Here is a 26661-nt window from a genome sequence, read left to right on the forward strand (position 1 = left end):
GTTTGAATTAATCAGCTATCAAGGAGTCTTAAATGGCACATAAAAAAGGCGGCGGCACAACGCGAAACGGCCGTGATTCAGAATCAAAACGTCTGGGCGTTAAAGTCTACGGCGGCCAAGCTATCAATGCTGGCGGCATCATCATTCGTCAACGCGGCACCCCAGTGCGCGCCGGCGAAGGCGTAGGCATGGGCAAGGACCACACGTTGTTCGCGCTGATCGCGGGCAAAGTGAAGTTCGTTGTCAAAGGTGCTGGCTCGAAGCAATTCGTGACCGTTGTACCAAACGAAGCAGTACCAGCGTAATTCATCGCGGAGCGCCAGTTCGCTCCGCCATGATCGCATGATGTAAGGCGCAAGCCTTCAATCGAAAGGCTCTGCCCAAGGTAGAGCCTTTTTAGTTTTATGGCGGCAAAATTATGAAGTTTATCGACGAAGCAAAAATCGAAGTCATCGCGGGCGATGGCGGCAACGGCTGCGCATCTTTCTGCCGTGAAAAATTCCGGCCTTTCGGCGGTCCCGATGGCGGCGATGGCGGCAAGGGCGGGTCCATCTGGGCTGTCGCCGACCGCAATATCAACACGCTCGTCGATTTCCGTTTCTCCAAAATGCACAAGGCTCGCAATGGCGAGCCTGGCCGTGGCGCAGATTGCTATGGCAAGGGCGCGGATGACATCCACCTGCGCATGCCTGTGGGCACCTTGATCATCGACAACGCGAGCGGCGAAATCCTGGCCGATTTGACCGAACACGGCCAGATCGAATTGCTGGCCAAGGGCGGCGAAGGCGGCTGGGGCAATATCCACTTCAAGTCCTCGACCAACCGCGCGCCACGCCAAAAAGGCGAGGGCAAGGAAGGCGAACGCCGCGAACTGCGCCTGGAACTGAAAGTCCTGGCCGATGTAGGCCTGCTGGGCATGCCGAACGCCGGCAAGTCGACCTTCATTTCGGCCGTCTCGAACGCGCGCCCGAAAATTGCCGATTATCCATTTACCACCCTGCACCCGAACCTGGGCGTAGTGCGCGTGTCGCACGAGAAGAGCTTTGTGATCGCCGATATTCCCGGCTTGATCGAAGGCGCTTCCGAAGGCGCGGGCCTGGGCCATCAATTCCTGCGTCACTTGCAGCGCACGGGTCTGTTGTTGCACATCGTCGACCTGGCGCCGTTCGAAACCAACGTCGATCCTGTCAAGGAAGCCAAGGCGCTGGTGAAGGAATTGAAGAAGTACGACGAGTCGCTGGTCGACAAGCCGCGCTGGCTGGTGTTGAACAAGCTCGACATGGTGCCGGAAGAAGAGCGCAAGAAGATCGTCAAGGACTTCCTCAAGCGTTTCGCCTGGAAAGGTCCCGTCTTCGAGATTTCCGCGCTGAACCATCAAGGTTGCCCGGAACTGGTGAATGCGATTTACCAGCATCTGGAAGCGAAGAAACACAGCGAAAGCCGTGCCGAAGAAACGCAGATGACCGAAGAAGCGCGCGGTATCTCGTCGATCGACCCGGATGATCCGCGTTTCAAGATCCTCGACTAAGGCTTTACCCTGATGTCGGTACAGACGGCCGCTGCCGCGCCAGCGCGCAAGCAAGCGTGGCAGCGCCGTGTATTGCATCTGATCGCGTATGCTTACGGGCTGAGCGCGGTCGCCTGCCTGTTGTTCGCCGATGAAATGGCGGCCGGCATGGGCATCTTCCTCAATGGCGTCAATGGCTACAGCCAGTTCTACGCCACGCATGTCGGTGTCTGGGGCGCTACCGCGCTCCTGGCGCTGTTCGCGGCACGGCAGGGCGAACCGCCTGTCCTCGGCGATATCACAGCAATGTTGGTCCTGGCGCAGCCCGCCGGCCGTCTGTTCGCGGCCATCAGCTTCGGCTTGCCCCAGGGTTTTGTGTTGTTCATGTGCGCAATGGAGCTGACGGCGGGGCTGGCCTTGCTGCTGCTGCGTCCTGCGCGCTGACGTCTATTAAGTGAAGAGCGCCGCCCCATGGATTCCGTGATTCAAAAAGCTACCCGTATCATCATCAAAGTCGGCTCTTCGCTGGTCACCAACGATGGCCGCGGGCTCGACCATGCTGCCATCGCGCGCTGGGCTGCGCAGATTTCCGGCTTGCGCGCCCTGGGCAAGGAAGTGGTGCTCGTCAGTTCCGGCGCCATCGCCGAAGGCATGCTGCGCCTCGGTTTCGAGCAGCGTCCCACCGATATCCACGAATTGCAGGCCTGCGCCGCCGTCGGCCAGATGGGCCTGGCGCAAATCTATGAAAGCAGCTTCCGCGCCCACAGCCTCGGCACGGCGCAAGTGCTGCTCACGCACGCCGACCTGGCCGACCGCGAACGCTACCTGAATGCCCGCTCCACCCTGACGACCCTGCTGCGCCTGGGCGTGGTGCCGATCATCAATGAAAACGACACGGTCGTCACCGATGAAATCAAGTTCGGCGACAACGATACCCTGGGCGCCCTGGTCGCCAACCTGATCGAAGCCGATGCGCTCGTCATCCTGACGGACCAGCACGGCCTGTTCTCGGCCGACCCGCGCAAGGACCCGACCGCCTACCTGATCACGCAAGGCATCGCCGGCGATCCGGCCCTGGAAGCGATGGCCGGCGGCGCCGGCAGCAGCCTGGGCCGTGGCGGCATGCTGACGAAAATCCTCGCCGCCAAGCGCGCCGCCAAGTCCGGCGCCCACACCATCATCGCCTGGGGCCGCGACAGCGACGTGCTCAGCCGCCTCGCCCAGGGCGAAGCGATCGGTACGGAGTTACTGGCACAAACGGGGCAATTGACGGCGCGTAAGCAGTGGATGGCCGATCATCTGCACACGGCCGGCGCCGTCGTGCTGGACGCTGGCGCCGTGCAAAAGCTGCGCCAGGAAGGCAAGTCCCTGCTGCCGATCGGCGTGACGGGCGTGAACGGCGAATTCGGCCGCGGTGCCGTCATCACCTGTGTCGACGTGGATGGCGTGCCGGTGGCGCGCGGCCTGTCCAACTACACGAGCGGCGAAGCGCGCCGCATCATGCGCAAGCCGTCCACCGAGATCGAAGCGATTCTCGGCTACATGGAAGGCCATGAGCTGATCCATCGCGACAATATGGTATTGCTGTAAGCGTCCGCTTGCTGCGAACGACAAAAACGGCCCTCGCGGGCCGTTTTTTTTGCCTTACACCACGGCCGGCATCGGCGACTTGTCCTTGTAATCGCACAGGTCGGCAATCATGCAATTCCAGCATTGGGGCTTGCGCGCCGTGCACGTGTAGCGGCCGTGCAGGATGAGCCAGTGGTGGGCGTCGTGCAGGAACTCCTTGGGGATGAATTTCAGCAGTTTTTGCTCGACGATATCGACATTCTTGCCTGGCGCGATGCCGGTGCGGTTCGAGACGCGGAAGATATGCGTGTCCACGGCCATCGTCGGTTCGCCAAACGCCGTGTTCATGACCACGTTGGCCGTCTTGCGGCCCACGCCGGGCAAGGCTTCCAGCGAGGCGCGGTCGCGCGGCACTTCGCCGCCGTGCTGCTCGAGCAGGATCTGGCAGGTGGCGATGACGTTCTTCGCCTTGGTGCGGAACAGGCCGATGGTGCGGATGTAGCTGGCCAGCTCGTCCACGCCCAGGGCCAGTATCGTGGCTGGCGTATTGGCGACCGGATACAGCAAGCGGGTCGCCTTGTTGACGGACACGTCCGTCGCCTGTGCCGACAGCAGCACGGCGATCAGCAGCTCGAACGGCGTCGTGTAGTCGAGTTCCGTTTTCGGGGAAGGATTGGCGGCGCGAAAGCGCGTAAAGATTTCCAGGCGTTTGGCAGCGTTCATGCGTCTTTTTTCGGGGTGGTGGGGGCTGGCTGGGGGGTATCCGTGCTGGCGGCAGCGGCCTTGGCGCGCGCGCGCTCCATGGCGGCGGCGATGATGGCGCGCTTGCGTTCCTTTTCCGCCTGTTCGTCGGGCGTGACGGGCACTTCCTGCGTCACTTCGCGCATCTTGGCGACGGCCTTGGCGGCCAGGCGTGCTTCGTTTTCCTCCGTTTCGCGGCGCAGGCGCTGCGTGCGGAAATCGTGGCGCGCGCGCGCGTCGTCTGCTTCTGCCTGGCTCCAGGCATCCCAGCCCGTGGTGTCGCCGCTGACCGGGTACATGACGATGCAGTCGACGGGGCAGGGCGCCACGCACAGGTCGCAGCCCGTGCACAGGCTTGTCACCACCGTATGCATCTGCTTGGCGGCGCCGACGATGGCGTCCACCGGGCAAGCCTGGATGCACAGGGTACAGCCGATACACAGCGATTCGTCGATGTAGGCGACAGATCGCGGACGTTCGAGGCCGTTGACGGGATTGAGCGGGATGACTTTTTTGCCCAGCAAGCCGGCCAGGCGCACGATGCCTTGCGCGCCGCCCGGTGGGCACTGGTTGATGTCGGCGCTGCCGGCGGCAATCGCTTCCGCATACGGGCGGCAGCCGTTGTAGCCGCATTTGGTGCATTGCGTTTGCGGCAGCAAGTCTTCGATCTGGTCGGCAAGTGAGGGAGGGGCAGGGTGCGGCACGGTCATCTTCCACGGTAAAACGCCATTATCGGGCATCCGGCGCGCGCACAAGTAAAAACCTGTTGCGTGAGAGGGGATAGCCAGCGCCATGACAGCCTGTTGCAGGCGCGCCGCAATCGTATTTTATTTCCCGTGGGAATGTCAAAGTGCAAATAAACAACTTTGCAATTTCTTTTTTTTGTGGGAGCATGATTTTTATCAAGCCAGTGATCAAAAAAAGCCGACCGCCAGTCCTGTTGCCGCGCCTGCATTGCACGGTGCGCCAGGCCATAGGAGCCAAACATGCGTTTCCTCCGGACAGTTGGTTTGCCCTTCTGTTTGTTCATGCACTCTGCACTTGCCCTTGCACACGGGCAGGCTAGCTCCCCCATGGCGGCGCCGGGCGCTGCCAGTTCGCGCATCGTCCGCTTCGCGGCGGAAGACTGGCCGCCCTTTATTTCCCGCAGCCTGCCGGCCGATGGCATGTCGGGCGCCATGGTCAGCGCCGTTTTCGAGCGTCTCGGCTATACGGTCAAATATGACTATTTTCCCTGGAAGCGCGCCATGCAGTTTGGCCTGGCCAGTTCCCGCTATGCCGGGTTTCTGGCCGTGTGGCGCACGCCGGAACGGGAAAAACTCTGCCACTTTTCTGTTCCGGTTGGTAACACGCAGGGTGTGCTGGCCTACCTGAAGGAGGACGGCGTGCCCGGTGCCAGCCTGGCCGACCTGGGCAAGTTGCGCATCGGCACCGTGGCCGGTTACTCGAATGGGGAACAGTTCGACGGCATGGTGGCGCGCGGCGAGCTGAAGACGGAAGAAGGCTTGAACGACGCGACGAATCTGAAGAAACTGTTCATCAAGCGTTACCGCGTGATCGTCATCGAGCGCCATGTCCTGCAGCACTTGCTGATGGGGCGCAACTTCAGCAAGGCCGAGCGCGAACGCATCGCCGTCATCGATACCGTCTTCAAGGAGCGTCCCGTGCATGTGTGCTTCCAGCGCGATGCCGGGGGGGCGGCGTGGCAAAAACGCTTCAACGAGGCGGCGCGCGATATCGATACGGCCCGGCTGGAACGCGATTACTGGAAGCGGCTCGACCAGAGCCTGGCGACCGCCCCGGCGACTCCCTGACACGGCGCACCGCCGCTGTTGTTAGTTGCCAAAACGAAATATCTAAATACGAAACCATTCGTTCTTGTTTGTTTGTCCATCCTTTAGTCTGCAGCCACTGTGTTGACGACTTTGAAAGGATGTTTTCGTATGCTGGAACCGATTCACAAGCATGACCCCGCCCCGCGTTTGCGGCAACTGGCGCACGCCGTCTCGGCCGCCGTACTGCTGCTGGGGGCGCCTGGCGTGCTCCACGCGCAGGCCGCGCCGGATGGCGCTGGCGCACTGGCCGCCGCGCCGTATGACACCGTCATCGTCACGGGGGCGCGCGGCACGGGCCGCACGGTGGCCAACAGCGCCGCCCCCATCGACGTGATCAGCGCGCAGCAATTGCAGGCCACGGGTAAACTGAACTTGCTCGATGCGCTGGATACGGCCTTGCCGTCGTTCAACTTGCCGGCCCGCGTGCAGCCGGACCTGGGCAGCATCGTGCGTGCCGGTCAATTGCGCAACCTCGACCCGTCGCATACCCTGGTATTGGTCAATGGCAAGCGCCGCCATACGACGGCCATCGTCAACGAGGATGGTTTTCCCGGTTCCGTCGCCACCGACCTGGCCCTGATACCCACGGGCGCCATTGCCCGCGTGGAAATCCTGCGCGACGGTGCCTCGGCCATCTACGGTTCCGACGCCATTGCCGGCGTCATCAACATCATCCTGAAAGCGGATGACAAGGGTAGCTTCAGCACGCAACTCGGCTCCACCTACGACGGCGACGGCACGAACGGTTCCGTGCGCATCGATGGCGGTACGCGCCTGGGCGAACACGGCTTTGCCCACTTCGGCGCCGAAGTCCAGCGCCAGGGCATCGCCGTGCGCAATTTCGGCCTGAATCCAGGCTACCTGTCGTATCCGGCCGTGCGCAACAGCGATGGCCAGCTGGTGAAATTGGGACCGAACAACAGCTTGCCGGTCGGCGCTTCGCCGAACCCGGCAGAAGCAAGCCGCAACAGCAATCCATGGCGCAATACGGGCGTGCCGCAAAGCACGACCGCTTCGCTCAGCGCCAACTTCGGCTATGACGTGTCGAACGAGGTGCAACTGTATGGCTTCGGCACGTATGCGCACCGCAATGCCCGCTCGGCGCAGAATTTCCGTCTGCCCAATACCATTTTCAATAACAACAAAGGCTTGCTGTCCGTGTATCCCGACGGCTTCACGCCGTATGAAACGACGAGCGAAAACGATTTTTCCCTGACGGGCGGCGTCAAGGGCGAGACGGCCGGCTGGAACTGGGATATCAGCAGTACTTACGGACGCGACGATATCGACGTGGGCGTGGAAAACTCGGCCAATTATTCGCTGAGCTATCCAGGTGGCAAGACGGATTTCACCATCGGCAATCAGCGTTACAGCCGCTCGACCACCAACGCCGACGCGCGTCGTCCCGTGCCGCTGGGCTTGAGCGAGCCGGCCGACCTGAGCGTCGGTCTCGAGTATTCGCATGAAACACAGCAACGCAGCCCAGGTGAGCCCGCTTCCTGGCAGGGCAGCGGCTCATCGGCGCTGGCCGGTTACCTGCCCGTCGACGCCTCGGATACGGCGCGCCACAGCTATGCGGCGTATATCGGCCTGGGCGCGAAACTGACGCCGCAATTGTTGCTCGACACGGCACTGCGCGCCGAGAAATATTCCGATTTCGGCAGCAAGACGACGGGCCGTTTGTCCGCCCGCTATGACGTCACGCCCACGGTCGCCGTGCGCGGCACCGTCAGCAATGGTTTCCATGCACCGAGCCTGGTGACGCAATCGTACTCGAACACCTCCGACCATGCAGGCGTGCCGTATACCCTGGCGCAGCCGAACTCGGCCGCCGCGCGGGCCCTGGGCGCGCAAGCGCTGAAACCGGAAAAATCGACGAATCTGTCGGCCGGGCTGACCTTCAATCCTACGCCCACCCTGCGCCTGGGCGTTGACGCGTATCAAATCAAGGTCAGCGACCGCCTGGGCGTGTCGTCGAACATCGGCATCGACCGCAGCTCGGGCGTGGCGCTCGACGGCAGTGGCCGGCCACTGACGGCCGCGCAAGCAAGCGTGATCGAAAACCTGCTGCGCTCGGCGGGTTTGACGGTAGGCAATGGCCTCGTCGCGCATTACTTTGCCAACGTGGGCGACACGCGCACGCGCGGCATCGACTTGACGGCCGAGGATGTGCTGCGCGTGGCCGATGGCAAGCTGCGCTGGACGGCGGCCGCGAATATCAACCACACGAGCCTGGTCGGCAAGGCGGCCTTGCCGACGGTGCTGCAAGGCTTGCCGAATATCGGCACCCTGAGCAAATCGGCCGAGTACGACTTGCTGTACCGGGCGCCGCGCGACAAGGAAATCGTCACCCTGGCGTATGAAAAGGCGGGCTGGACGTTCAACGTGCGCGAGACGCGCTACGGCAAGCTCAAGCGCCTGAACGCCATCACGGGCGGCGATTACCAGCTGAAGGCCGCCTTCGTGACGGATGTCAGCGTCGGCTACGACATCAGCAAGCGCATCAACGTGACGGTGGGCGCCAACAATGTCTTCGACCAGAAACCGGGCCAGGTGCCGCGCGACGCGCGCAGCGCCGCGAATCTGGCGCAGTACACGGGCGCGTATGACAACTCGGGACCGTTGGGCGTACTGGGTGGTTATTACTACGCCCGCGCCACCGTTCACTTTTGATCTGCCTTCTCTCCATACTCATAATCAAGAACAGGAAATCCTATGTCTGACAACACTCAACACGCGGCCATCGACCTGGAATGGGCCAATCTCCTCTCGCCGCAGCGCCGCACGGTCTTGCGCGGCGGCGGCCTGGTGGCGGCGCTGGCCGCTTCGGGTCTGGCCGGCACGGCCCTGGCGCAGGATGGCGCCGTCAAGCGCGCCAAACCAGCACCGGGCAAGAGCCCGTGGGGCGAGCATACGGACACGGCTCCCACGCCGCGCCCCGTCAGCGTGCGGCCCGGCGAGGAAACCTTGCCATCGAAGCCGCGCGCCTACACGGATATCGAGAGTTATCACGCGCATATCTATTTTGACGAAGACAGTTACCAGAAGGCGGCGCTGATACGCAAGTGGGCGGCCGAGCGTTTTCAGATCGAACTGGGCGACTGGAACCTGGAGCCGCGCGGCCCGCACGTGACGCCGTCGTTTTACTTTGGTTTTACGAATGACTTGCTGCCCGTCATCGTGCCGTGGCTGCAGCTCAATAGCCTGGGCCTGACGATACTGATTCACCCGAACACGGAAGATCCCCGCGCCGACCATTTGTATTACGCGCTGTGGGTGAACCGCTCGCAGCCCGTGAATGGCTATGCGATGAAGAAACCGGGGCCGGGCGAGCCGCGAGTCGAGCAAATCTTTGTCAATACGCGTCCGACGGTGAAGGTCGAAACGTCACGCGCATGAGCCGGGCATAAAAAAAACGGCACGCCAGGGTAGCCTGGCGTGCCGTTTTGCCTGAAATACTGCGGATCAGGAATGTTTCTGGATGAATTCGCCGATTTTCGGGCAAATGATTTCGCGCCAGCGGCGGCCCGAGAAAATGCCATAATGGCCACATTTTGGCGCCACGAAATCCTGCTGCATCTCGGCAGGGATGCCGGAACACAGGTCATGCGCCGCCTGCGTCTGGCCGGCGCCGGAAATGTCGTCCAGCTCGCCTTCTACGGTGAACAGCGCCACATTCGTGATGTCTTGCGGACGCACCAGCTGGCCGCCCACTTTCCACGTGCCCATCGGCAGGCTGAATTCCTGGAAAACCGTTTTAATGGTTTCCAGGTAGTACTCGGCCGGCATGTCCAGCACGGCGTTGTACTCGTTGTAGAACTGGCGATGACCTTCCGCCGGCTCGTCGTCGCCCGTCACCAGGTGCATGTAGAACTCGCGATGGCTTTGCGCGTGACGGCCCGGGTTCATGGCGATGAAGCCGGCGTGCTGCAGGAAGCCCGGATACACCTTGCGGCCAAAGCCCGGGTAGTTCGGCGGCACCGCGTAGATCACGGTGTTTTCAAACCACGAGAATTTCTTTTCCGTCGCCAGGTTGTTCACTTGCGTGGGTGAACGGCGCGGGTCGATCGGGCCGCCCATCATGGTCATGGTTTTCGGCATGTGCGGATCTTTGGCCGTCGCCATCAGCGAGATGGCAGCCAGCACGGGCACGGTCGGTTGACAGACGGAAATGACGTGCAAGTCAGGCGCCAGCAGGCGGATGAATTCCTGCACATAATAAATGTAGTCGTCCAGGTGGAACGGCCCTTCCGTCAGCGGTACCATGCGCGCGTCCGTCCAGTCGGTGATGTAGACATCGTGCTCGGCCAGCAAGCCGCGCACGGTATCGCGCAGCAGGGTCGAGTGGTGACCGGACAGGGGGGCAACCAGCAAAACTTTGGGCTGTTGCAAGCCAGTGGCTTCTTTCTTGAAGTGAATCAGGCGGCAAAACGGTTTTGTTACGACAACGTGTTCGCGGATGTCGACGTTCTCGCCTTGGACGAGAACGGATTTGATGTCAAATTGTGGTTTTTCGTAGTCTTTGCCAAGGCGGTACATCAGCTCGTAGCCGGCTGCGATGCGTTGCGAAAACGGGGTGTGGGCCAGTGGAGAAACCGGGTTGGTAAATAACTTGGAGGACATGTCTGCCCATTGCATCACCGGAGTGAGGAAGGAGCGTTGCAGTTCGTGCAGTTGGTAAAGCATATATAGTCCTTGTTTAATTCCAAGCGCCAATATCGGCTCAAATATCATAATCCAATTTTACGATATTTGTTGAGGACAAAATGTGCATTACCGCGCATAGGTCCACAGTTTGCGCTTTGGTGTGACAGCGCGCCACACTTGCGTGGATAGACCTGCAACGATGCTCTAAAAGCAAAAAAAGCAGCGTTTCCGCTGCTTTTTGTACATTTTTTCGCCGCCACGCCCCTGCGGAGAACAGTGTCTCCGCCGGAAACGGCGCAGCAAGTGCCGTGCGCTTAGCGCACCAGCATGTCGAGCTTGTCCTTGACGTCCTTGTATTGCTCGGCTTCCGGCAAGGCAGCCTTCGTCTTGGTGATCGAAGGCCAGTTACGGGCCAGGTCGACGTTGATCTTGATGAAGGCTTGCTGGTCGCCCGGCACGTCTTCTTCCGCGAAAATCGCGTTCACCGGGCACTCTGCCACGCAGACTGCGCAGTCAATACATTCGTCCGGATCGATTGCCAGGAAGTTCGGGCCTTCCCGGAAACAATCTACCGGGCAGACATCGACGCAGTCGGTATAGCGACAGGCGATGCAGGATTCGGTGACAACGTGGGTCATAACAGTCCTATCAATTTGGGGGGAGGTGCTGTAGCGCCTGCAGGAACCTCGGCGGCGCATACTAAAGCAAAGCATTGTATTTTAAGGCAATTCGCTATTTCTCACAAATCCCGCTTATATACAATACATATAAGCAAATTCATTTTTTGGCAGCGCCGTTGCCGCGCAGAGCGTGCAATTCAGCGACTATCCGGGACGTTACCATGAAGAACGCGGCAAGAAAGCGACAGTCGCCCGATGCTGCAGGGAGCAGGACGGGCGAGGCGGAAGCTCGCCGTGTGGTGTTTTTGTTTTACCCAAATCAAGATCGGTAAAAATAAGTGCCGGAACAATCAGGCGCTGGCGCGTATTTGCGTCAGCAACTGTTGCCAACGTGCATTTTCAGCACTGCCATCCTCGGCAAACGTGATGGTGCGGCGCGCGGCCGGTGCCTCGACGGTGATCTGCCAATGGGGGATATCGGCGCCCACCTGTTCGCCCGTGCCCTGCGGGTGCGTGAAAAAACCGCTGCTGGCCAGTGCCGCTTCCAGCCCGGGGCCGGCCGGGTGGGCCTGCGTATCGATGTCGTATTGTTCGCTCAGGCCGGCAAAGCCGCCGCTGCTGCGGGCTGAAATTTTCATGCTGCTCCTTCTTGGGGACGGTGGTGGGGAAATGATGCGGCATGCCGTCGCCTGCGGCTGACCGCTGGCGGGCTTGCGGCGCGGAGCGTTTACCGGGGGGCATAACTGCGGCACCAGGCCGCCAGCGCTTCGCGCTCCGCTTCCAGCAATTGATCCGATTCGCTGTATTCCGCATGGTTCATGGTACCGCAGCAGGCGCGCCTGTCTTGCACGGCGCCCGCTTCGTCGATGACATCGGGGGCAAAGGTCATTTGTCCATCCTCCGTCATGGCATTGTCCTTGAGTACTTCGCGCACGGTAAAGCTGTTGCGGATGAAATCGAGATAGCTGGTAAAGCCGTCGGCTTGCGCCAGGGTCAGCATGTGGCCGGCCACGTCAGCGTACGTGGCCGCCTGGTCGGGGGACGCCACCAGGGCGCGCAAGACCAGGCTGCGCAGGTAGTCGCCGCAACGGTGCAGCACGGCCGCGTCATCTTCCAGCTGGGGCTGGCGTTCGTGGGCAAAGATGTCGGCCAGGATGTCGTAGATAGCGCCTGTAAACACTTGCGAGATGGCGTGCACTTCCGTGCCGGCCTCCGACAATTTGATGTCGTTATCGGCATTGCGCAAGCCGTTCGGCCGGCCCAGCGCCAGGCCGAACTGTTCCGCCAGGTCGGCCAGGAAGGTTTTGTCGTGCAGGTCGGACTTGGTTTGCGCGATCACGGCTTCGACCTGGTCCAGCTGCGACAGGGCCAGGAAGATGGCCGTCAGGTCGCCGAACGATTCGTGCAAGCCGCCCGTCTGCGGTGGATTATTGTTGAGCAGCCAATTCGGCTTGAGGCCATCGAGGATGGCGTGCCCGGTTTCATGCGAGACGATGTCGAGCGAACGGCAGGTGTAGACGCGCTCGGTGGCGCCGCTGGGAATGAAGTCGCCGAACTTGAGGGCCTTGTCGCTGCGGCTGTAATAGGCATTCATGACATTGGGCAAGCCGTGCGGGAACACGCGCAGCGGTGCCGTGTTGCTGGCGCTATTCCATTGCCAGGGCAGGGGCGGCGCCGTGTTGTTGCTGGCCATCGCGCGCTGGTACATGGTCAGCGTCATGCGCACGATGGCGAACGTGTGCACGGCGTCGAATTGGTCGGTGTTGGGCGAGACGATGAAGTCGCCAAAGGCGTTCGGGCTGACCTGGGCGATGCCCGGCTCGCCAAAGGTGATGCGCGCGTCGCGCGGACCTTGCAGTATCAGGCCGGGCAGGAAGGACTTGCGCGTGCCCAGCTCGCTCACGGACGGGTCTTGCTTCCAGATCAGCACGCGCGAGCCGACGGGCACGGCGGCCAGGTTGCGGACCGTGGCGTCCGTCAGTCGGGGCGGACCCGGCTGCAGGGTCAGTTGCGCATTCTTGCGGTGCAGGCGGTAGGGCGCCGAGGGGGTAGGGACATAGCCGACAGGCAAGGACACGCATTTGGTCAGCACGGCTTCGACCGGCACGATGACTTTCTGGTCCATGGTAGCTCTCCAAGACACTCGCAACTGGAATGGAGATAGTCGGCCTGCTTCGGTGGTTGCGGTTTGATGCGGCGCAAGTGCGGCGCAAGAAAGCGCGGTTTTTTCCGTGTGCCGCCGTTCCCCATGGCTGCGGCTGCCGCGTGGCGGCTGGTATGATGCTGGCCGTATGGCACCCGTTTTTATAATAAAAGGATCGTTTGATGGCGGATATAAATATAGTTCAGCAACATAAGCTGACAGCAGAAAAGGCGCGCGAAGCGGCGCAGCAAGTGGCCGACAAGCTGGCCCAGGAGTATGACCTGGCGTGCGCCTGGGATGGCGATGTGCTGCGCTTCGAGCGCAGCGGCGTCGATGGTTCGCTGACCCTGGAAAAAGAGCAGGCGCAACTGCAAATCAAGCTGGGCTTCATGCTCAGCGCCTTCGCTTCCACGATTGAAGGCAAGATCGCCGAAAAGATGCGCAAGGTGTTTACCGAGCCAGTTTGACCCGCTTGTCTGGCGCCATGTTTGGTGCTAGAAAACGTGTCGCAGCGATGGGCGAAAAGACGATGAAAACACGTCGCTTTTCGCCTTTTTCACGTCTGACTGTACGCTGGCGAACATTGCTAGCACATTTCTATTTGGAAAGCCATTGGACTTTGGCGGTTTTTTGCGTTATACTTGAGTCATATTTACAACAGCTACACCGCGTTTCACCATCTGCTTCGCAGTACTCCCCACTCGCTGAGTGGTGAATAATTCATTGGGTTTTACACCCGCATCCAGTTAAAAGTAGCTTGGTCGATTTTTTTTCGGTCAAATACATTTGGTGCCATGTATTTGCATGGCGCTAGCGTTGTTAAAAGTCCTGAACCACAGCCTCTTTTAGCACGCACACGGCACCCCGGCACCGGCTTTGGCCATCCGCTGGTCACATGCGTGTCACCCCCTGTTTCCTGTCGCTCCCGTGCGCTTTTGCGCCGTGGCGTAGCCGACGCAACAGGGTTTGCTGATTCCCGCCGCAAGCTGGCAGCTTGCTGGGTTTCATTCCATTCGTCAAATCGAGGGAGAACCACATCGTGGCAAAACAAATCATTATCGACCATGTGTTCAAAGTGTTCGGCGACAAGCCAGAAGAAGCACTTGAACTCGTCCATCAGGGCGCCAGCAAGCAGGATATCCTGGCCCAGACCGACTGCACCATCGGCGTTTTCGACGCCACCTTTACCATTGAAGCGGGCGAGATCTTCGTCATCATGGGCCTGTCCGGTTCGGGCAAATCGACCCTGGTGCGCATGCTGAACCGCCTGATCGAGCCGACCGCCGGCCGCATCCTGATCGACGGCAACGACATCAATACCTTGCCGGATGCCCAACTGCGCGCCCTGCGCCGCAAGGACATCAGCATGGTGTTCCAGTCGTTCGCGCTGCTGCCGCAAATTACCGTGCTCGACAACACTGCCTTCGGCATGGAACTGGCCGGCATGCCCAAGGCCGAGCGCCATGCGCTGGCCCAGCAAGCGCTGGAACAAGTGGGCCTGGACGGCTACGGCGCCAGCTATCCCGACGAATTGTCGGGCGGCATGCAGCAGCGCGTGGGCCTGGCCCGTGCGCTGGCATGCGATCCATCGATTCTGTTGATGGATGAAGCGTTTTCCGCGCTCGATCCGATTATCCGTACGGAAATGCAATCGGAACTGCTGCGCTTGCAGCAAATCAAGCGCCGCACCATCGTCTTCATTTCGCATGACCTCGACGAAGCCATGCGTATCGGCGACCGCGTTGCCATCATGAAAGACGGCCACGTGGTGCAAGTGGGCACGCCGGAAGAAATCCTGCGTAAACCTGCCAACGATTACGTGCGCAACTTCGTGCGCGGCGTCGATGCGGCGGCCGTCTTCAAGGCCAGCGATATCGCCCGCAAGAGCCAGATCGTCGTGTCCGAGTCGCCGAGCCGCGGCTCGCGCGCCGCGCTGTCGATGCTGGAAGAGCAGGATCGCGCGTTTGCCTACGTCGTCAATCCGCAGCGCAAGTTTCTCGGCGTCGTCTCGGCCGATTCGCTGCGCAGTGCGCTCGACGGCCATGTCGGTCCGCTGGGCCTGGCGCATGCCTATCTGCCCGACGTGCAGACCATCAATGCAGATGAGCCAGTCGCCGGCCTGTTCGGCCAGGTGGCGCAACTGCCTTACGCCGTCCCTGTGGTGGCCAATGACGGCAGCTTCCGCGGCGCCATCAGCAAGACAACCTTGCTGAAGTTCCTCGACCGTGACACGCCAGCCATAGCCGAACAACAACAGAAAGGACAAGCATGAATCCAAGCACCGTTTCCACAGTAGAACCCGTTGTTGAACAGGCCGCCCAAATCAATCCCTGGGCGCTGACGCCGCCTACCGACGCCAGCACCGCCTGGCTGGACGCCGCCGCGCCTGCCGTGCAGCCGGAACATGCGTCCGGCTTTCACCTGACGCAGATTTTCGACGGCTCGCTGCCGCTGGAAAGCTGGATCAACCAGGGCCTGGGCTGGGTCGTCGCGCATTTCCGTCCCTTCTTCCAGGCCGTGCGCGCGCCGATCGACAGCGTGCTGTCCGGCGTGGAAGGCGTGCTGCTGGCCGCCCCGTCGCTGACGGTGATCGCCATCATCGGCTTGCTGGCATGGCAATTTACCAGCCGCACCCTGGCCGTCGGCACCGTGCTGGCGCTGCTGCTGGTGTCGATGCTGGGCATCTGGCCGGAAGCCATGACGACCCTGTCGCTGGTCTTGACGTCGCTGGCGTTCTGCCTGGCCATCGGCTTGCCGTTGGGCATTTTCCTTGCCAGCAGCGACCGCGCGCAGAATATCCTGCGCCCCCTGCTGGACGCCATGCAGACGACGCCCGCCTTCGTCTACCTGGTGCCCGTGGTGATGCTGTTTGGTATCGGTAATGCGCCTGGCGTGATCGTGACGATCATCTTTGCCCTGCCGCCGCTGGTACGTCTGACCAACCTCGGCATCCGCCAGGTACGTCCCGACCTGATCGAAGCGGCCCGCGCCTATGGCGCCTCGCCGTGGCAGTTGCTGACCCGCGTGCAATTTCCGCTGGCCATGCCATCGATCATGGCCGGTATCAACCAGTCGCTGATGCTGTCGCTGTCGATGGTCGTGATCGCCTCGATGATCGCCGTGGGCGGCCTGGGCCAGATGGTATTGCGCGGCATCGGCCGCCTGGACATGGGTCTGGCCACCGTGGGCGGCCTGGGCATCGTGTTGCTGGCCATCACCCTGGACCGCTTGACGCAAGCGATGGGCCAGCCACGCCGCGGCGTGCGCCACTGGTACCAGACGGGTCCAGCCGGTTTCGTGCTGCGCCTGGTGCGCGGCAATGCGGAGAAAAATAATGTTGAACAGCAAGTAACGCTGGCCAACGCACAATAAAGGATACACATGCATCAAATCGACAATTTTAAAGTGACGCAAAAATCGCAACGCAAGTTCCAGCTGTTTTCCGCCCTGGCGATCGCCGCCATGGCCCTGACCACCAGCCTGGCCATGGCGCAGACGCCGGCCGCCGCTGCCGATGCGCTGCCCGGCAAGGGCGTCAAGGTGCAACCGCTGCAAAGTTCGATCGCGGAAGAAACCTTCCAGACCATGCTGGTCGACAAGGCCCTGGAAAAGCTGGGCTACGACGTGCAGTCGATCAAGGAAGTGGAATATCCGACGGCGCATATCGCCATTGCCAACGGTGACGCCACCTTCATGGCCGTGCACTGGGACCCGATGCACAAGGATTTCTATAACAATGCGGGCGGCGACGCCAAGCTGTCGCGCACGGGCCAGTATGCGGGGCCTGCCGCGCAAGGTTATCTGATCGACAAGGCGACGGCGGAAAAGTACAACATCACGAATATCGACCAGTTGCGCGATCCCAACCTGGCCAAGCTGTTCGACCATGATGGCGATGGCAAGGCCGACTTGACCGGTTGCAACCCAGGCTGGGGCTGCGAAGCGCTGATCGAGAACCACATGGATGCGTATAAATTGCGCAAGACGGTGACGCACGTGCAGGGCAGCTATGCGGCCCTGATCGCCGACACCCTGGGCCGTTACAAGCGCGGCGAACCAATTTTGTACTACACGTGGACGCCGTACTGGGTCAGCGGCGTGCTGGTGCCGGGCAAGGACGTGGTCTGGCTGAAAGTGCCGTTCTCGGCTAATCCGGACAAGGTGAATACCCGCCTCGACGATGGCAGCGACTACGGCTTTGCCGTCAACACGGCGCGCATCGTGTCCAACAAGGCTTGGGCGGAGAAGAATCCGGCCGCGGCCAAGCTGTTCGAAGTGATGCAATTGCCCGTGGCGGACATCAATGCGCAGAACGAGCGCATGCGCCGCGGTGAAAACACGCAAGCCGATATCGCGCGCCACACGGCTGGCTGGATCAAGTTCCATCAGCAGACGTTTGACGGCTGGATCGCGCAAGCGCTGGCGGCGGCGAAAAAGTAAGTTTGCGGCTGAGATAGGCGTAAAAAAAGTGGCTACCGATTTGGTAGCCACTTTTGCATTTTCAGCCTGTTTTTGTGGTTTTTGGTGAGTTTTCAGCCGTTTTCGGCCTATTTCTCTGCAAAACAGGCGTTTTCAGGTTTAATCCTTCAAGTCTTCGATCAAGTCGATGTATTGCTGTTGCGCCTCTTCCTTCGAGGTGCCGGCCAGGGCCGCCCAGGCGTCGAACTTGGCGCGGTTGACGAAGTCGGTCATGCCAGGACGCTCGCCCGTGGCGTCGCCGCTCGACGCTTGCTTGAACAAGGCGTAGATTTTCAACAAGGTCATATTGTCCGGACGCTCGGACAGGGTCTTGGAATCGAGCTGCGCTTGTTCGAATTGCTCTTGTAAACTCATGATGGCTCCTGTGTGCTGATGGAATCGCTGGAAAAGTGCGGCAGGCCCGGCGGAGTGGCCACCGTGCGTGCTGCAGTGCCTGACATCATAGTGAAAAAAGCGCGCCGTGCATTAGAGGACACACTCAAAACAAAAACGCCGCCGCTGCGTGAACAGGGGCGGCGTCGGTACAGTCGCTTGAGCGCTGCGGAGTCGGTGCTTATACGCCCAGCAGTTCGACGTCGAAAATCAGGGTGGCGTTCGGAGGAATCACGCCGCCGGCGCCGCGTGCGCCATAGCCCAGTGCTGCCGGGATGATCAGCTGGCGCTTGCCGCCCACTTTCATGCCTTGCACGCCTTCGTCCCAGCCTTGAATGACGCGGCCGGCGCCCAGCGGGAATTCGAATGGATCGTTGCGGTCCTTGCTCGAGTCAAATTTCGCGCCGGCGCTGCCGTCGTCGTTTTGCAGCCAGCCCGTGTAATGCACGACAACATTGTTGCCGGCTTGCGCTTCAGCGCCTTCGCCAACGGTGGTGTCGATGTATTGCAGGCCGGAAGCGGTAGTGGTGGTGGTCATGATTATCCTTGTGTAGGCGATGAAAGCTTCAGATTGTAGAGCAATGAGTTGCAAAGCGCCATTCCAGGCCTGGCACGGGGAAAAAACGGAAATTACGGCGATGTGTGGCTGCCGGCAGCATTTAAGGGGGGATTTCACACAATAAATACAGTGTTCCACGTAAAATGCATGTTTTGTATTTAACAGTGATTTTTGCCATGTTCCGCAGTCTACGCCGCCTTGTTTTTTCCTCGCTGTGCCTGGTTTCCGCAATATCGACGGCGCAAGCCGAAGTGGTGGTGGTGCTCAATTCCCGTGATGCTACGGTGCAACTGCTGGACCAGAAAACCTATGCTCCCCTGTCCACCTTTGCCGTCGGCAAGGAACCGCACCATCTGATGGAAACGCCGGACGGCAAGTCGCTGATCGTCGCCAGTTCCGTTGGCAACGAGCTGATTTTCCTCGACCCCGTGTCGGGCCAGATCCAGCGCCGCATCAGCAACATCCTCGACCCGTACCAGATCGGCTTTTCGCCGGACCAGAAATGGTTCATCTCGAACTCCTTGCGCCTGGACCGCATCGACCTGTACCGCTACGACGGCAAGAACCTGACCCTGGCCAAGCGCATCCCGCTGCCAAAATTGCCCAGCCACATGGCGTTCACGGCCGACAGCACCATGGCTTTCATTACGCAGCAGGGCAGCAACCAGGTCAGCGCCATCGACCTGGCCACGCAAACGGTGAAATGGACCATGCCTGTCGGTCCGGCGCCAGCCGGCATCACGATGACGCCCGATGGCAAGCATTTGCTGGTGGGCATTATGGGCAGCGATTACGTGGAAGTGATCGACTGGCGCACGCAAAAGACCGTCAAACGCATCAAGGCAGGCGCCGGCACGCACAATTTCCGCGCGCTGGGCGACAACCGCATGACGTTCGTCTCGAACCGCGTGTCGAACACGATCAACATCATCGACCAGCAAACCCTGGAAAACGTGGGCACCATCAATGTGCCGGGCGGCCCCGATTGCATGGAAATCACGCCGGACGGCAAGACCATGTGGGTAACGTTGCGCTGGATCAAGAAAGTGGCCGTGATCGACTTGACCACGCGCAAAGTGATCAAGACCATCCCGGTGGGCCGCTCGCCCCATGGCGTGTACTTCGCCACCCACTCGCCGCGCATGTGATGAGCAGGTGATGATGAAACGCTTCATTTTCGCGGGCCACGCGCCCGCCATGCTGCTGTGCGCCAGCGCCATGCTGTCGCCCGCGCATGCCGCCGCACCTGCCGCCGTACCTGTTGCCCCAGTCGCATCTCCAGTTGCATCGCCAGCGCCGGCCGCCTGCAAGGGCACCATCTACATGACCTTCGACACGGGTAGCCAGTCGCAAGCGCAGCTGATCGCCGACGTGCTGAACAAACGCCATGTGAAGGCAACCTTCTTCCTGGCCAATGAAAAGACGACGCGGGGCGACTATTCGCTCGATGCCTCGTGGGCGCCGTACTGGAAAGCCCGCGTGGCCGAAGGCCATGCGTTCGGCACGCATACGTTTGACCACGTGTACTGGAAGAAGGATCTGCCCAACGGCTTGATCCAGGTCAAGCCCCAGTTCGGCAAGGATGGCGGCAAGCTGGCCTCCATCACGGATCAGCAGTTCTGCGAGGAATTGCGCCGCGTCGATACGCGCTTCCAGGAGCTGACCGGGCGCAAGCTCGACCCGTTCTGGCGCGCGCCGGGCGGCTACACGTCGCCGCGCACCCTGGCGGCCGGCAGCTCCTGCGGCTACCAGCACGCGGGCTGGGCGCCGGCCGGCTATTCGGGCGATGAATTACCCAGCGATAAGTATCCAAACGCCACGCTGCTGAAAAAAGCCCTGGCGAACTTGCGTAGCGGCGATATTTTCATTGCGCATATGGGCATCTGGTCGCGCAAGGATGCATGGGCACCGGCCAACCTGGACGCCTTGATTTCCGGCCTGCAAGACAAAGGTTTCTGCTTTGCCACCCTGCGCGAGCACCCTGCCTATGCGCAGAAGAAGGGCCAGCCATGATCGCCGCCGACATCGTCAGCTTCGTTACGCCCGTCATCGATGCTGTGGTCGACGCCTTTGGCGCGGCGCAAGGATGGCTGTTCCAGACGGTGGTGAACCCGCTCGTATATCACCTGGGCTTTGGCGAATTCACGGAAGAAGCGTTCGAGGGCACGGAGTGGCTGCTGATCGGCCTGTGCGAACTGGTGCTGCTGTTTCTCGTGCTGCGTCCGCTCGAAGCCTTGATTCCCGCGCAAAAGATGACGGACCCGCGCGCCCGCTGGAACGATTTTATCTATACGGTGCTGCACCGCATCGGCCTGTTTTCCGTCGTGGTGTTCTTCACGCTCGATCCGCTGATGGATGCATTGGCGGGCGCCTTGCGCTTCGACAATATTCATCCATTGAACCTGGAATCGCTGTTGCCCGGCATCAGCCCCTTGCTCAGTTTTATCATTTATTTTGTGATACTGGACTTCGTCGATTATTGCTACCACCGGGCCTCGCACCATTTCGGCTGGTGGTGGGGCTTGCACAGCCTGCATCACAGCCAGCAAAACATGAACTTGTGGAGCGATGACCGCAATCACTTGCTCGATGACTTCCTGCGCGACGTGGTGATGGCGCTGGTGGCGCTCGGCATCGGCGTGCCGCCGGGCCAATACGTGCTGCTGGTGTCGATTTCGCGCATTTTGCAAAGCTTGCAGCACGCAAATGTGAGGATACACTTCGGCCGCATCGGCGAGCGGCTCTTGATCTCGCCCCGTTTCCACCGCACGCATCACGCGATCGGCGTGGGGCACGAGTCGAAAGGCAAGGGCAGCATGGGTGGTTGCAACTTCGGCGTGGTCTTGCCGATTTGGGATATGCTGCTGGGCACCGCGAATTTCTCGGCGGGCTATGCGCGCACGGGCGTGCGCGACCAACTGGCCCGCATCGACAGCAACGGTGTCGGCCGGCCGGGGCGCAACTATGGCCGCGGTTTCTGGCAGCAGCAATGGCTGGGCCTGCGTCGCATGGTGGAATTTGCAAGAATTAAACGAAAAGGACGCCGTTGATGCGTAATGTGTTGAATTCGTATGGCCGTGCTTTCCTGTCGCAATTGCATGGCAGGATACTGCTGCTGAGCGTAGCGCCGTTCATCCTGTCGCTGGTGCTGTGGGGCGGCTTGCTGTACGTGGGCTTGCAGCCGCTGATCGACAGCCTGCATGCGTTGTTCACGCAGTACGATTTCTTCCGCACCAGCGGCCAGGTGCTGACCACCTTCGGCCTGGGCGTGCTGAAAGCCGTGATCGTGCCGCTGATCGCCATGTTCATGCTGCTGCCGCTGATGATCTTGACGGCGCTGATCTTCATGGGCCTGTTCGCCATGCCGGCCATCGGCCGCCATATCGGCGGGCGGCACTTTCCGCAACTGGAAAAGAAGCATGGCGGCAGCCTGCTGGGCAGCGTCGGTACTTCGCTGGCCACGTTTTTACTCTTTATCGTCGCCTGGGTCATCCTGCTGCCCCTGTACGCGTTTCCGCCGGCCGCCCTGGCGGGGCAAGCCGTGCTGTGGGGCTGGCTGACCTACCGCGTGATGGCGTACGACGCCATGGCCGATTACGCCAGCGTGGACGAGCGCCACGCCATCATGCGCACGCAGCGCTGGCCCCTGCTGGCCATCGGCATGGTCTCGGGCGCGGCCGGCGCCGTGCCGGGCTTGCTGTGGATGGGCGGCGCGATGTCGGTGGTGTTCTTCCCCTTCCTGGCGGCGTTCGCCATCTGGCTGTATGTGCTGATCTTCATCTTTACGGGGCTGTGGTTCCAGTATTACTGCCTGGAAGCACTGTCGCGGTTGCGGGGCGTACGCGGCATGACCGACGTGGCGCCGGCGGACGCTTGAGTATTTTTATCGAATTCTACGAGGAAGCTTCATGGCTATCGGATTGATCATCATCGGCGACGAAATCCTGTCGGGCAAGCGCACGGACCAGCATTTCCCGAAAGTGGTGCAAATGCTCAAGGCGCGGGGATTGCAGCTGAGCTGGGCGGAATACGTGGGCGACGAGCCTGCCCGCCTGGTGGCCTTGCTCAAGCGCAGCTTTGCCAGCGGCGACATCGTCTTCAGCTTTGGCGGCATCGGCGCCACGCCGGACGACCATACGCGCCAGGCGGCGGCCGATGCGCTGGGCTTGCCGCTGGTGCTGCATCCGCAGGGCAAGATCAATATCCAGCAGCGCATCACGGAAATGGGAGAAGAGGCGGGCGTGCCGGCCGATCTGAACTCGCCGGAAAACCTGCACCGCCTGAAAATGGCGGAATTTGTCGAAGGCGCCGAGCTGATTCCGAACCCGTACAACAAGATTGCCGGCTTTGCCGTGCGCGAGCATTACTTCGTGCCGGGCTTTCCCATCATGTCCTGGCCCATGATCGAATGGGTGCTGGACACGCATTACCCCCATTTGTTCAACCAGGTGCCGCATGCGGAACATGCCTTGCTCGTGTACGAAACGGCCGAATCCCTGCTGACGCCGCTGATGGTGCGGCTGGAAGCGGAGTTTCCGTTGATTAAGGTTTTCAGCTTACCCAGCGTGGGCGACGCGCAGACGCGCCGGCATATCGAACTGGGCGTCAAGGGCGAGCCGGCGCAAGCGGCGGCCGCCTTCGCGCAGATGTGCGCCGCACTCGATACCTTGCAGGCGGAATACACCACCATCTGACATGCAGCCAGCCCGGCGCCGGCGGCTTTTTTGCCGGCGTCCAGCCCGCCGTGCATCTATGTACGCAAGCGTACATTCCAAGACGTTGTTTTTTTGCGAAAATCTTCAATGAAGCAAGATTTTTGTGCGCGCTCGTCAGTCGTTTTCATGCCGATGTGGTGGAATGGTGAACAGGGGCCTTGCGCGTCAAACGCGGGGTCGCCTGCCTGTGCAGTAGCGTGTTTTTTCGATTTACCGGTATGGACATCATGTTAAGCAAGCTTTGTTGTGACCGGCCCTGGCTGGCCCTCGTCTTATCCCGCGCGGAGCGGTATCGCTGCCGCATTTCCCGCGCCGTCCAAACCCAACCTTACCCCAGCATCCCATGAAAGACACAGGCGTCAATCTGGCCGCGCAAGAGCGGCCCCCCTCTGATCCAGCTGCCGAGGCGCCGCCGCCGGCGAGCCCGCCGAAGAAGCGCCGTTCGCGCATCTGGCCCATTTTTGCCATCATCCTGCTGGCGCTGATTGCCGGCGTGGCCTGGTTCGTCATGCGCGAAGTGCGCACGTCGGCCCTGCAGGCGGAATTTTTCACGCGCCTGGACCGCCAGCTGTCGTTCAAGGTCGAGCCCGGCCCCGCACCGGCGGGCGCCATCCGCTATCCGCAGCACGGCCCGTATGACGAGCGCCTCGGCTATGCCAGCTTGCCGGATTTTATTAGCAAGCTCAATGCGCGCGACTATGAAGTGACGGCGCAGGCGCGCATGTCGCCGAAAATGGTGCAACTGATCGACCGGGGCATCTTTGCCACGTATCACGAGAAAAACCGCGCGGGATTGAGCATCCTCGATTGCCGCGCCGCACCCCTGTTCGCGGCCAGCTATCCCGAGCGTATGTTCGACGGCTTCGCCGAAGCGCCGCCCGCGCTCGTGCAAAGCCTGCTGTTCATCGAAAACCGCGAATTGCTCGATCCGGGCACGCCCGAGCGCAATCCGGCCGTGGAATGGGACCGCCTGAGCAAGGCGATTCTGGACAAGGCGCTGAACCTGTTCGGCGGCCACCGCGGCGGCGGCGGCAGCACGCTGGCCACGCAAATTGAAAAATACCGCCATTCGGAAGACGGCCGCACCAGTTCCATGCAGGACAAGCTGCTGCAGATGCTGTCGGCCAGCCTGCGCTCGTACCAGGATGGCGAAAACACCATGGAAGCGCGGCGCAAGATCGTCGTCAATTACCTCAATACCGTGCCGCTGTCGGCAAAGAGCGGCTTTGGCGAGGTCAACGGCATCGGCGACGGCATGTGGGTCTGGTATGGCCGTCCATTTGCCGAAGTGAAAACTTTGCTCAAAGGCAATATGGACCAGCCGGGCAGTGCGCTCGCCTACAAGCAGGCGCTGAGCTTGCTGATCGCGCAGCGCCGTCCCTCGCATTACCTGGTGGCAGGCGGCGCCGATCTGGAAGAATTGACCAACAGCCATCTGCGCCTGCTGGCGCAAGCGGGCGTGATCTCGCCGCAGCTGCGCAATGCGGCCATCGCCGAGAAGCTGCGCCCATCGACGGCCTCGGGCGTGCAATCGGAAGCGTCGACCTCGTTCGTCACGCGCAAGGCCTCGAATGCCGTGCGCAACCACCTGGCCAGCATGCTGGGCGACCCGCGCTTGTACAACCTCGACCGTCTCGACCTGAAAGTGGTCAGCACGCTCGACGCGCAGGCGCAAAACGCCGTCACCAAGGTCTTGCGCGAGCTGCGCGACCCGGAAGTGGCGAAAGCGGCCGGCTTGACGGGCAAGGGCATGCTGGGCAATGGCGACCCCGCCAATGTGGTCTACAGTTTTACTTTGCTGCAAAAGGGCGAACAAGCCAACTTGCTGCGCGTGCAGACGGATAACTACGACCAGCCGCTCGACATCAACGAAGGCGCCAAGCTGGACCTCGGTTCCACGGCCAAGCTGCGCACCCTGGTGACGTACATGGACATCATCGACCAGTTGCACCAGCGCTACAGCGGCATGGGCGCCGCCGAACTGGGCAAGATTGCCGTCGATCCGAAGGATATGCTGTCGCAGTGGGCAATTGCTTATTTGAAACCTTTGCCGCTGGGCGAGGCGCGCAATTTACCCGCCATGCTGGCGGCCGCCATGGAACGCAAATATTCGGGCAACCCGGGCGAAGGCTTCTTCACGGGCGGCGGCTTGCACCATTTCGGCAACTTCTCCAAGCTCGACGACAGCCGCATCATGACGGTGCAGCAGGCGCTGCGCCAGTCGACCAACCTGGTGTTCGTGCGCCTGATGCGCGACGTGGCCCGCTACTACATGTTTTCGCGTCCCGATTCCTCGGCCTCGCTGCTGGCGGACGCGGACGATCCGCGCCGGGCCCAGTACCTGAGCCGTTTTGCCGACAAGGAAGGGCGCGAATTCCTGCACCGCTTCTACCAGAAGTACCGCGGCAAGAGCGTCGACGAGCAGGAAAAGATTTTATTGGCCAGTATCCGCCCGACCCCCGTGCGCCTGGCGAATATCTTCCGCACCATCAATCCGAAGGGCACCGTCGCGGAATTCGGCGATTTCCTCAACGCCAATTTACCGTCGCAAAACGAAGTACCGCCCGAGCGCGTGGCCAAGATGTACCAGCAGTATGCGATGGAAAACTGGTCGCTGGCCGACCGGGGCTACCTTGCCAATGTGCATCCGCTGGAACTGTGGATGGTGGCGTATCTGCGCCAGCACGAAGGTTCCACCCTGTCGCAGATGGTGGCGGCCAGCGAAAAGGAACGTCAGGAAGTGTATAAATGGCTGTTCAATACGCACCGCAAGCATGCGCAGGACCGCCGCATCGCCAACTTGCTGGAAGTGGAAGGGTTCCTGGAAATCCACCGCCAGTGGAAGAAGATGGGTTACCCGTTCGACTCGCTCGTGCCGTCCTACGCGACCACCCTGGGCGCGTCGGCCGACCGTCCCGCCGCGCTGGCCGAGTTGATGGGCATCATCATCAACGATGGCGTGCGCAAACCCAGCGTGCGCATCGATTCCATGCATTTCGCCGCCAATACGCCGTACGACACCATGGTCAAGCGGGGCACGAAGGTGGAAGCGGAGCAAGTGCTGTCGCCGGACGTGGCGAAAGCTGTCGCCAAGGCCATCCGCGAAGTGGTGTCGGACGGCACGGCCAAGCGGGCGAAGACGGCATTCGTCGGCGCCGACGGCGTGCCGATCCCGATGGGCGGCAAGACGGGCACGGGCGACCAGCGCTTCGACGTGTATGGGGCCGGTGGCCGCCTGATCGAGTCGCGCTATGTGAACCGTTCGGCCACGTTCGTCTTCAATATCGGAGAGCGTTTCTATGGCAGTATGACGGCGTATGTGCGGGGGCCGGAATCGAAGAACTACGATTTCACCAGCGCCTTGCCCGTGCAACTGCTGGTGTCGCTGGCGCCGAGCCTGATGCCGCTGATCGAGCCGCCTGCGCCAGCCGAAGGCGTGGCCAAGCAGTGCACGAATTAAATCGTTGCTGCATT

At 61.2% G+C, this 26661-nt stretch carries 25 protein-coding genes; 17 read left to right on the forward strand and 8 right to left on the reverse strand.

From position 1 onward, the window contains the following. Positions 1–32: 32 nt before the first annotated feature. The 4 genes from rpmA to proB all read left to right on the forward strand — a co-directional run bounded on the left by rpmA (position 33) and on the right by proB (position 3097). A complete protein-coding gene (rpmA, locus tag O0879_RS18380; protein WP_070219281.1) occupies positions 33–305 on the forward strand; it encodes a 50S ribosomal protein L27 in 273 nt (90 codons plus the stop codon). 113 nt (positions 306–418) lie between these two features. Continuing rightward, the gene (gene obgE, locus O0879_RS18385; protein WP_077400162.1) at positions 419–1528 is read left to right on the forward strand and encodes a GTPase ObgE; all 1110 of its coding nucleotides are present in this window, start codon (positions 419–421) and stop codon (positions 1526–1528) included. Positions 1529–1540: 12 nt separating this feature from the next. Then, complete coding sequence (locus O0879_RS18390) at positions 1541–1951, forward strand: hypothetical protein (RefSeq protein ID WP_035825091.1); 411 nt, start codon at positions 1541–1543, stop codon at positions 1949–1951. Between the two features lie 27 nt (positions 1952–1978). Further along, complete coding sequence (gene proB, locus O0879_RS18395) at positions 1979–3097, forward strand: glutamate 5-kinase (RefSeq protein WP_251349774.1); 1119 nt, start codon at positions 1979–1981, stop codon at positions 3095–3097. Positions 3098–3151: 54 nt separating this feature from the next. Here the strand turns inward: proB and nth are convergent, their stop codons facing one another. Further along, positions 3152–3799 carry an endonuclease III gene (gene nth, locus O0879_RS18400; RefSeq protein WP_034782448.1) on the reverse strand — a complete coding sequence of 216 codons (648 nt, stop codon included), beginning with the start codon at positions 3797–3799 and terminating at the stop codon, positions 3152–3154. Beyond that, entirely contained in the window at positions 3796–4527 is a 732-nt protein-coding gene (gene rsxB, locus O0879_RS18405; protein WP_289918033.1) for an electron transport complex subunit RsxB, read from the reverse strand. The genes nth and rsxB overlap by 4 nt, the downstream gene beginning before the upstream one ends. Before the next feature lie 363 nt (positions 4528–4890). On the opposite strand from rsxB, the gene O0879_RS18410 reads away from it, so the two are divergent. The 3 genes from O0879_RS18410 (at position 4891) to O0879_RS18420 (ending at position 9051) form a co-directional block, all read left to right on the forward strand. Beyond that, positions 4891–5631, forward strand: a complete 741-nt coding sequence (locus O0879_RS18410; protein WP_099665327.1) for a transporter substrate-binding domain-containing protein — start codon at positions 4891–4893, stop codon at positions 5629–5631. Between the two features lie 129 nt (positions 5632–5760). Then, complete coding sequence (locus tag O0879_RS18415) at positions 5761–8325, forward strand: TonB-dependent receptor (protein WP_289918035.1); 2565 nt, start codon at positions 5761–5763, stop codon at positions 8323–8325. A gap of 42 nt (positions 8326–8367) precedes the next feature. Further along, positions 8368–9051 (forward strand): DOPA 4,5-dioxygenase family protein, encoded by a 684-nt coding sequence (locus O0879_RS18420; protein WP_099665325.1) that lies wholly within the window; start codon positions 8368–8370, stop codon positions 9049–9051. Between the two features lie 66 nt (positions 9052–9117). On the opposite strand, the gene phaZ is transcribed toward O0879_RS18420, so the two are convergent. The 4 genes from phaZ to O0879_RS18440 form a co-directional block, all read right to left on the reverse strand. After that, a complete protein-coding gene (gene phaZ, locus O0879_RS18425) occupies positions 9118–10338 on the reverse strand; it encodes a polyhydroxyalkanoate depolymerase (protein ID WP_077400193.1) in 1221 nt (406 codons plus the stop codon). 275 nt (positions 10339–10613) lie between these two features. Further along, positions 10614–10937, reverse strand: a complete 324-nt coding sequence (gene fdxA / locus O0879_RS18430; protein WP_010395176.1) for a ferredoxin FdxA — start codon at positions 10935–10937, stop codon at positions 10614–10616. 332 nt (positions 10938–11269) lie between these two features. Further along, positions 11270–11557 carry a protealysin inhibitor emfourin gene (locus O0879_RS18435; RefSeq protein ID WP_077400196.1) on the reverse strand — a complete coding sequence of 96 codons (288 nt, stop codon included), beginning with the start codon at positions 11555–11557 and terminating at the stop codon, positions 11270–11272. An 89-nt stretch (positions 11558–11646) separates the two neighbouring features. After that, positions 11647–13044, reverse strand: coding sequence for a hypothetical protein (locus O0879_RS18440; protein ID WP_289899840.1), 1398 nt, complete (start codon positions 13042–13044; stop codon positions 11647–11649). A 200-nt stretch (positions 13045–13244) separates the two neighbouring features. On the opposite strand from O0879_RS18440, the gene O0879_RS18445 reads away from it, so the two are divergent. The 4 genes from O0879_RS18445 (at position 13245) to proX (ending at position 17502) form a co-directional block, all read left to right on the forward strand. Then, positions 13245–13529: a polyhydroxyalkanoic acid system family protein gene (locus tag O0879_RS18445; RefSeq protein ID WP_289918037.1), complete on the forward strand. Its 285-nt coding sequence runs from the start codon at positions 13245–13247 to the stop codon at positions 13527–13529. Positions 13530–14101: 572 nt separating this feature from the next. Then, positions 14102–15334, forward strand: a complete 1233-nt coding sequence (proV, locus tag O0879_RS18450) for a glycine betaine/L-proline ABC transporter ATP-binding protein ProV (RefSeq protein WP_099668215.1) — start codon at positions 14102–14104, stop codon at positions 15332–15334. Further along, a complete protein-coding gene (gene proW, locus O0879_RS18455) occupies positions 15331–16434 on the forward strand; it encodes a glycine betaine/L-proline ABC transporter permease ProW (RefSeq protein WP_289918038.1) in 1104 nt (367 codons plus the stop codon). Before proV ends, proW begins: the two co-directional genes overlap by 4 nt. Positions 16435–16443: 9 nt before the next feature. Further along, positions 16444–17502, forward strand: a complete 1059-nt coding sequence (gene proX / locus O0879_RS18460) for a glycine betaine/L-proline ABC transporter substrate-binding protein ProX (protein ID WP_289918039.1) — start codon at positions 16444–16446, stop codon at positions 17500–17502. Positions 17503–17640: 138 nt separating this feature from the next. Here proX and O0879_RS18465 read toward each other — a convergent pair whose 3' ends face one another. After that, on the reverse strand, positions 17641–17895 hold the full coding sequence (locus O0879_RS18465; RefSeq protein WP_034782468.1) for an acyl-CoA-binding protein: 255 nt from the start codon (positions 17893–17895) through the stop codon (positions 17641–17643). A gap of 199 nt (positions 17896–18094) precedes the next feature. Further along, positions 18095–18451, reverse strand: coding sequence for an FKBP-type peptidyl-prolyl cis-trans isomerase (locus tag O0879_RS18470; protein WP_034782471.1), 357 nt, complete (start codon positions 18449–18451; stop codon positions 18095–18097). Between the two features lie 197 nt (positions 18452–18648). Here O0879_RS18470 and O0879_RS18475 point away from each other — a divergent pair, with 197 nt between their 5' ends. The 6 genes from O0879_RS18475 (at position 18649) to O0879_RS18500 (ending at position 26647) form a co-directional block, all read left to right on the forward strand. After that, on the forward strand, positions 18649–19620 hold the full coding sequence (locus O0879_RS18475; RefSeq protein ID WP_034760259.1) for a beta-propeller fold lactonase family protein: 972 nt from the start codon (positions 18649–18651) through the stop codon (positions 19618–19620). A gap of 10 nt (positions 19621–19630) precedes the next feature. Further along, on the forward strand, positions 19631–20485 hold the full coding sequence (locus tag O0879_RS18480; protein ID WP_289918041.1) for a polysaccharide deacetylase family protein: 855 nt from the start codon (positions 19631–19633) through the stop codon (positions 20483–20485). Continuing rightward, positions 20482–21522, forward strand: a complete 1041-nt coding sequence (locus O0879_RS18485) for a sterol desaturase family protein (RefSeq protein ID WP_099665320.1) — start codon at positions 20482–20484, stop codon at positions 21520–21522. The genes O0879_RS18480 and O0879_RS18485 overlap by 4 nt, the downstream gene beginning before the upstream one ends. Beyond that, positions 21522–22349 carry an EI24 domain-containing protein gene (locus O0879_RS18490; RefSeq protein ID WP_099665319.1) on the forward strand — a complete coding sequence of 276 codons (828 nt, stop codon included), beginning with the start codon at positions 21522–21524 and terminating at the stop codon, positions 22347–22349. The genes O0879_RS18485 and O0879_RS18490 overlap by 1 nt, the downstream gene beginning before the upstream one ends. A gap of 31 nt (positions 22350–22380) precedes the next feature. Beyond that, on the forward strand, positions 22381–23166 hold the full coding sequence (locus O0879_RS18495; protein ID WP_289918045.1) for a molybdopterin-binding protein: 786 nt from the start codon (positions 22381–22383) through the stop codon (positions 23164–23166). Positions 23167–23530: 364 nt separating this feature from the next. Continuing rightward, positions 23531–26647 carry a transglycosylase domain-containing protein gene (locus O0879_RS18500; RefSeq protein ID WP_289918048.1) on the forward strand — a complete coding sequence of 1039 codons (3117 nt, stop codon included), beginning with the start codon at positions 23531–23533 and terminating at the stop codon, positions 26645–26647. Positions 26648–26661: the final 14 nt, after the last annotated feature.

The sequence above is a fragment of the Janthinobacterium sp. SUN120 genome (genome assembly GCF_030397735.1).
Lineage (GTDB): Bacteria > Pseudomonadota > Gammaproteobacteria > Burkholderiales > Burkholderiaceae_D > Janthinobacterium > Janthinobacterium kumbetense.

Excerpts from the sequence above, each read along its gene's own strand:
- O0879_RS18435 (WP_077400196.1), bottom strand. The coding sequence starts at position 11,557 with ATGAAAATTTCAGCCCGCAGCAGCGGCGGCTTTGCCGGCCTGAGCGAA.
- O0879_RS18415 (WP_289918035.1), top strand. The coding sequence starts at position 5,761 with ATGCTGGAACCGATTCACAAGCATGACCCCGCCCCGCGTTTGCGGCAA.
- rsxB (WP_289918033.1), bottom strand. The coding sequence starts at position 4,527 with ATGACCGTGCCGCACCCTGCCCCTCCCTCACTTGCCGACCAGATCGAA.
- proW (WP_289918038.1), top strand. The coding sequence starts at position 15,331 with ATGAATCCAAGCACCGTTTCCACAGTAGAACCCGTTGTTGAACAGGCC.
- O0879_RS18390 (WP_035825091.1), top strand. The coding sequence starts at position 1,541 with ATGTCGGTACAGACGGCCGCTGCCGCGCCAGCGCGCAAGCAAGCGTGG.
- O0879_RS18440 (WP_289899840.1), bottom strand. The coding sequence starts at position 13,044 with ATGGACCAGAAAGTCATCGTGCCGGTCGAAGCCGTGCTGACCAAATGC.
- O0879_RS18465 (WP_034782468.1), bottom strand. The coding sequence starts at position 17,895 with ATGAGTTTACAAGAGCAATTCGAACAAGCGCAGCTCGATTCCAAGACC.
- rpmA (WP_070219281.1), top strand. The coding sequence starts at position 33 with ATGGCACATAAAAAAGGCGGCGGCACAACGCGAAACGGCCGTGATTCA.
- O0879_RS18485 (WP_099665320.1), top strand. The coding sequence starts at position 20,482 with ATGATCGCCGCCGACATCGTCAGCTTCGTTACGCCCGTCATCGATGCT.
- O0879_RS18495 (WP_289918045.1), top strand. The coding sequence starts at position 22,381 with ATGGCTATCGGATTGATCATCATCGGCGACGAAATCCTGTCGGGCAAG.
- obgE (WP_077400162.1), top strand. The coding sequence starts at position 419 with ATGAAGTTTATCGACGAAGCAAAAATCGAAGTCATCGCGGGCGATGGC.
- phaZ (WP_077400193.1), bottom strand. The coding sequence starts at position 10,338 with ATGCTTTACCAACTGCACGAACTGCAACGCTCCTTCCTCACTCCGGTG.
- O0879_RS18500 (WP_289918048.1), top strand. The coding sequence starts at position 23,531 with ATGAAAGACACAGGCGTCAATCTGGCCGCGCAAGAGCGGCCCCCCTCT.
- O0879_RS18480 (WP_289918041.1), top strand. The coding sequence starts at position 19,631 with ATGATGAAACGCTTCATTTTCGCGGGCCACGCGCCCGCCATGCTGCTG.
- O0879_RS18445 (WP_289918037.1), top strand. The coding sequence starts at position 13,245 with ATGGCGGATATAAATATAGTTCAGCAACATAAGCTGACAGCAGAAAAG.
- fdxA (WP_010395176.1), bottom strand. The coding sequence starts at position 10,937 with ATGACCCACGTTGTCACCGAATCCTGCATCGCCTGTCGCTATACCGAC.
- proB (WP_251349774.1), top strand. The coding sequence starts at position 1,979 with ATGGATTCCGTGATTCAAAAAGCTACCCGTATCATCATCAAAGTCGGC.
- O0879_RS18410 (WP_099665327.1), top strand. The coding sequence starts at position 4,891 with ATGGCGGCGCCGGGCGCTGCCAGTTCGCGCATCGTCCGCTTCGCGGCG.
- nth (WP_034782448.1), bottom strand. The coding sequence starts at position 3,799 with ATGAACGCTGCCAAACGCCTGGAAATCTTTACGCGCTTTCGCGCCGCC.
- O0879_RS18475 (WP_034760259.1), top strand. The coding sequence starts at position 18,649 with ATGTTCCGCAGTCTACGCCGCCTTGTTTTTTCCTCGCTGTGCCTGGTT.
- O0879_RS18420 (WP_099665325.1), top strand. The coding sequence starts at position 8,368 with ATGTCTGACAACACTCAACACGCGGCCATCGACCTGGAATGGGCCAAT.
- O0879_RS18470 (WP_034782471.1), bottom strand. The coding sequence starts at position 18,451 with ATGACCACCACCACTACCGCTTCCGGCCTGCAATACATCGACACCACC.
- proX (WP_289918039.1), top strand. The coding sequence starts at position 16,444 with ATGCATCAAATCGACAATTTTAAAGTGACGCAAAAATCGCAACGCAAG.
- O0879_RS18490 (WP_099665319.1), top strand. The coding sequence starts at position 21,522 with ATGCGTAATGTGTTGAATTCGTATGGCCGTGCTTTCCTGTCGCAATTG.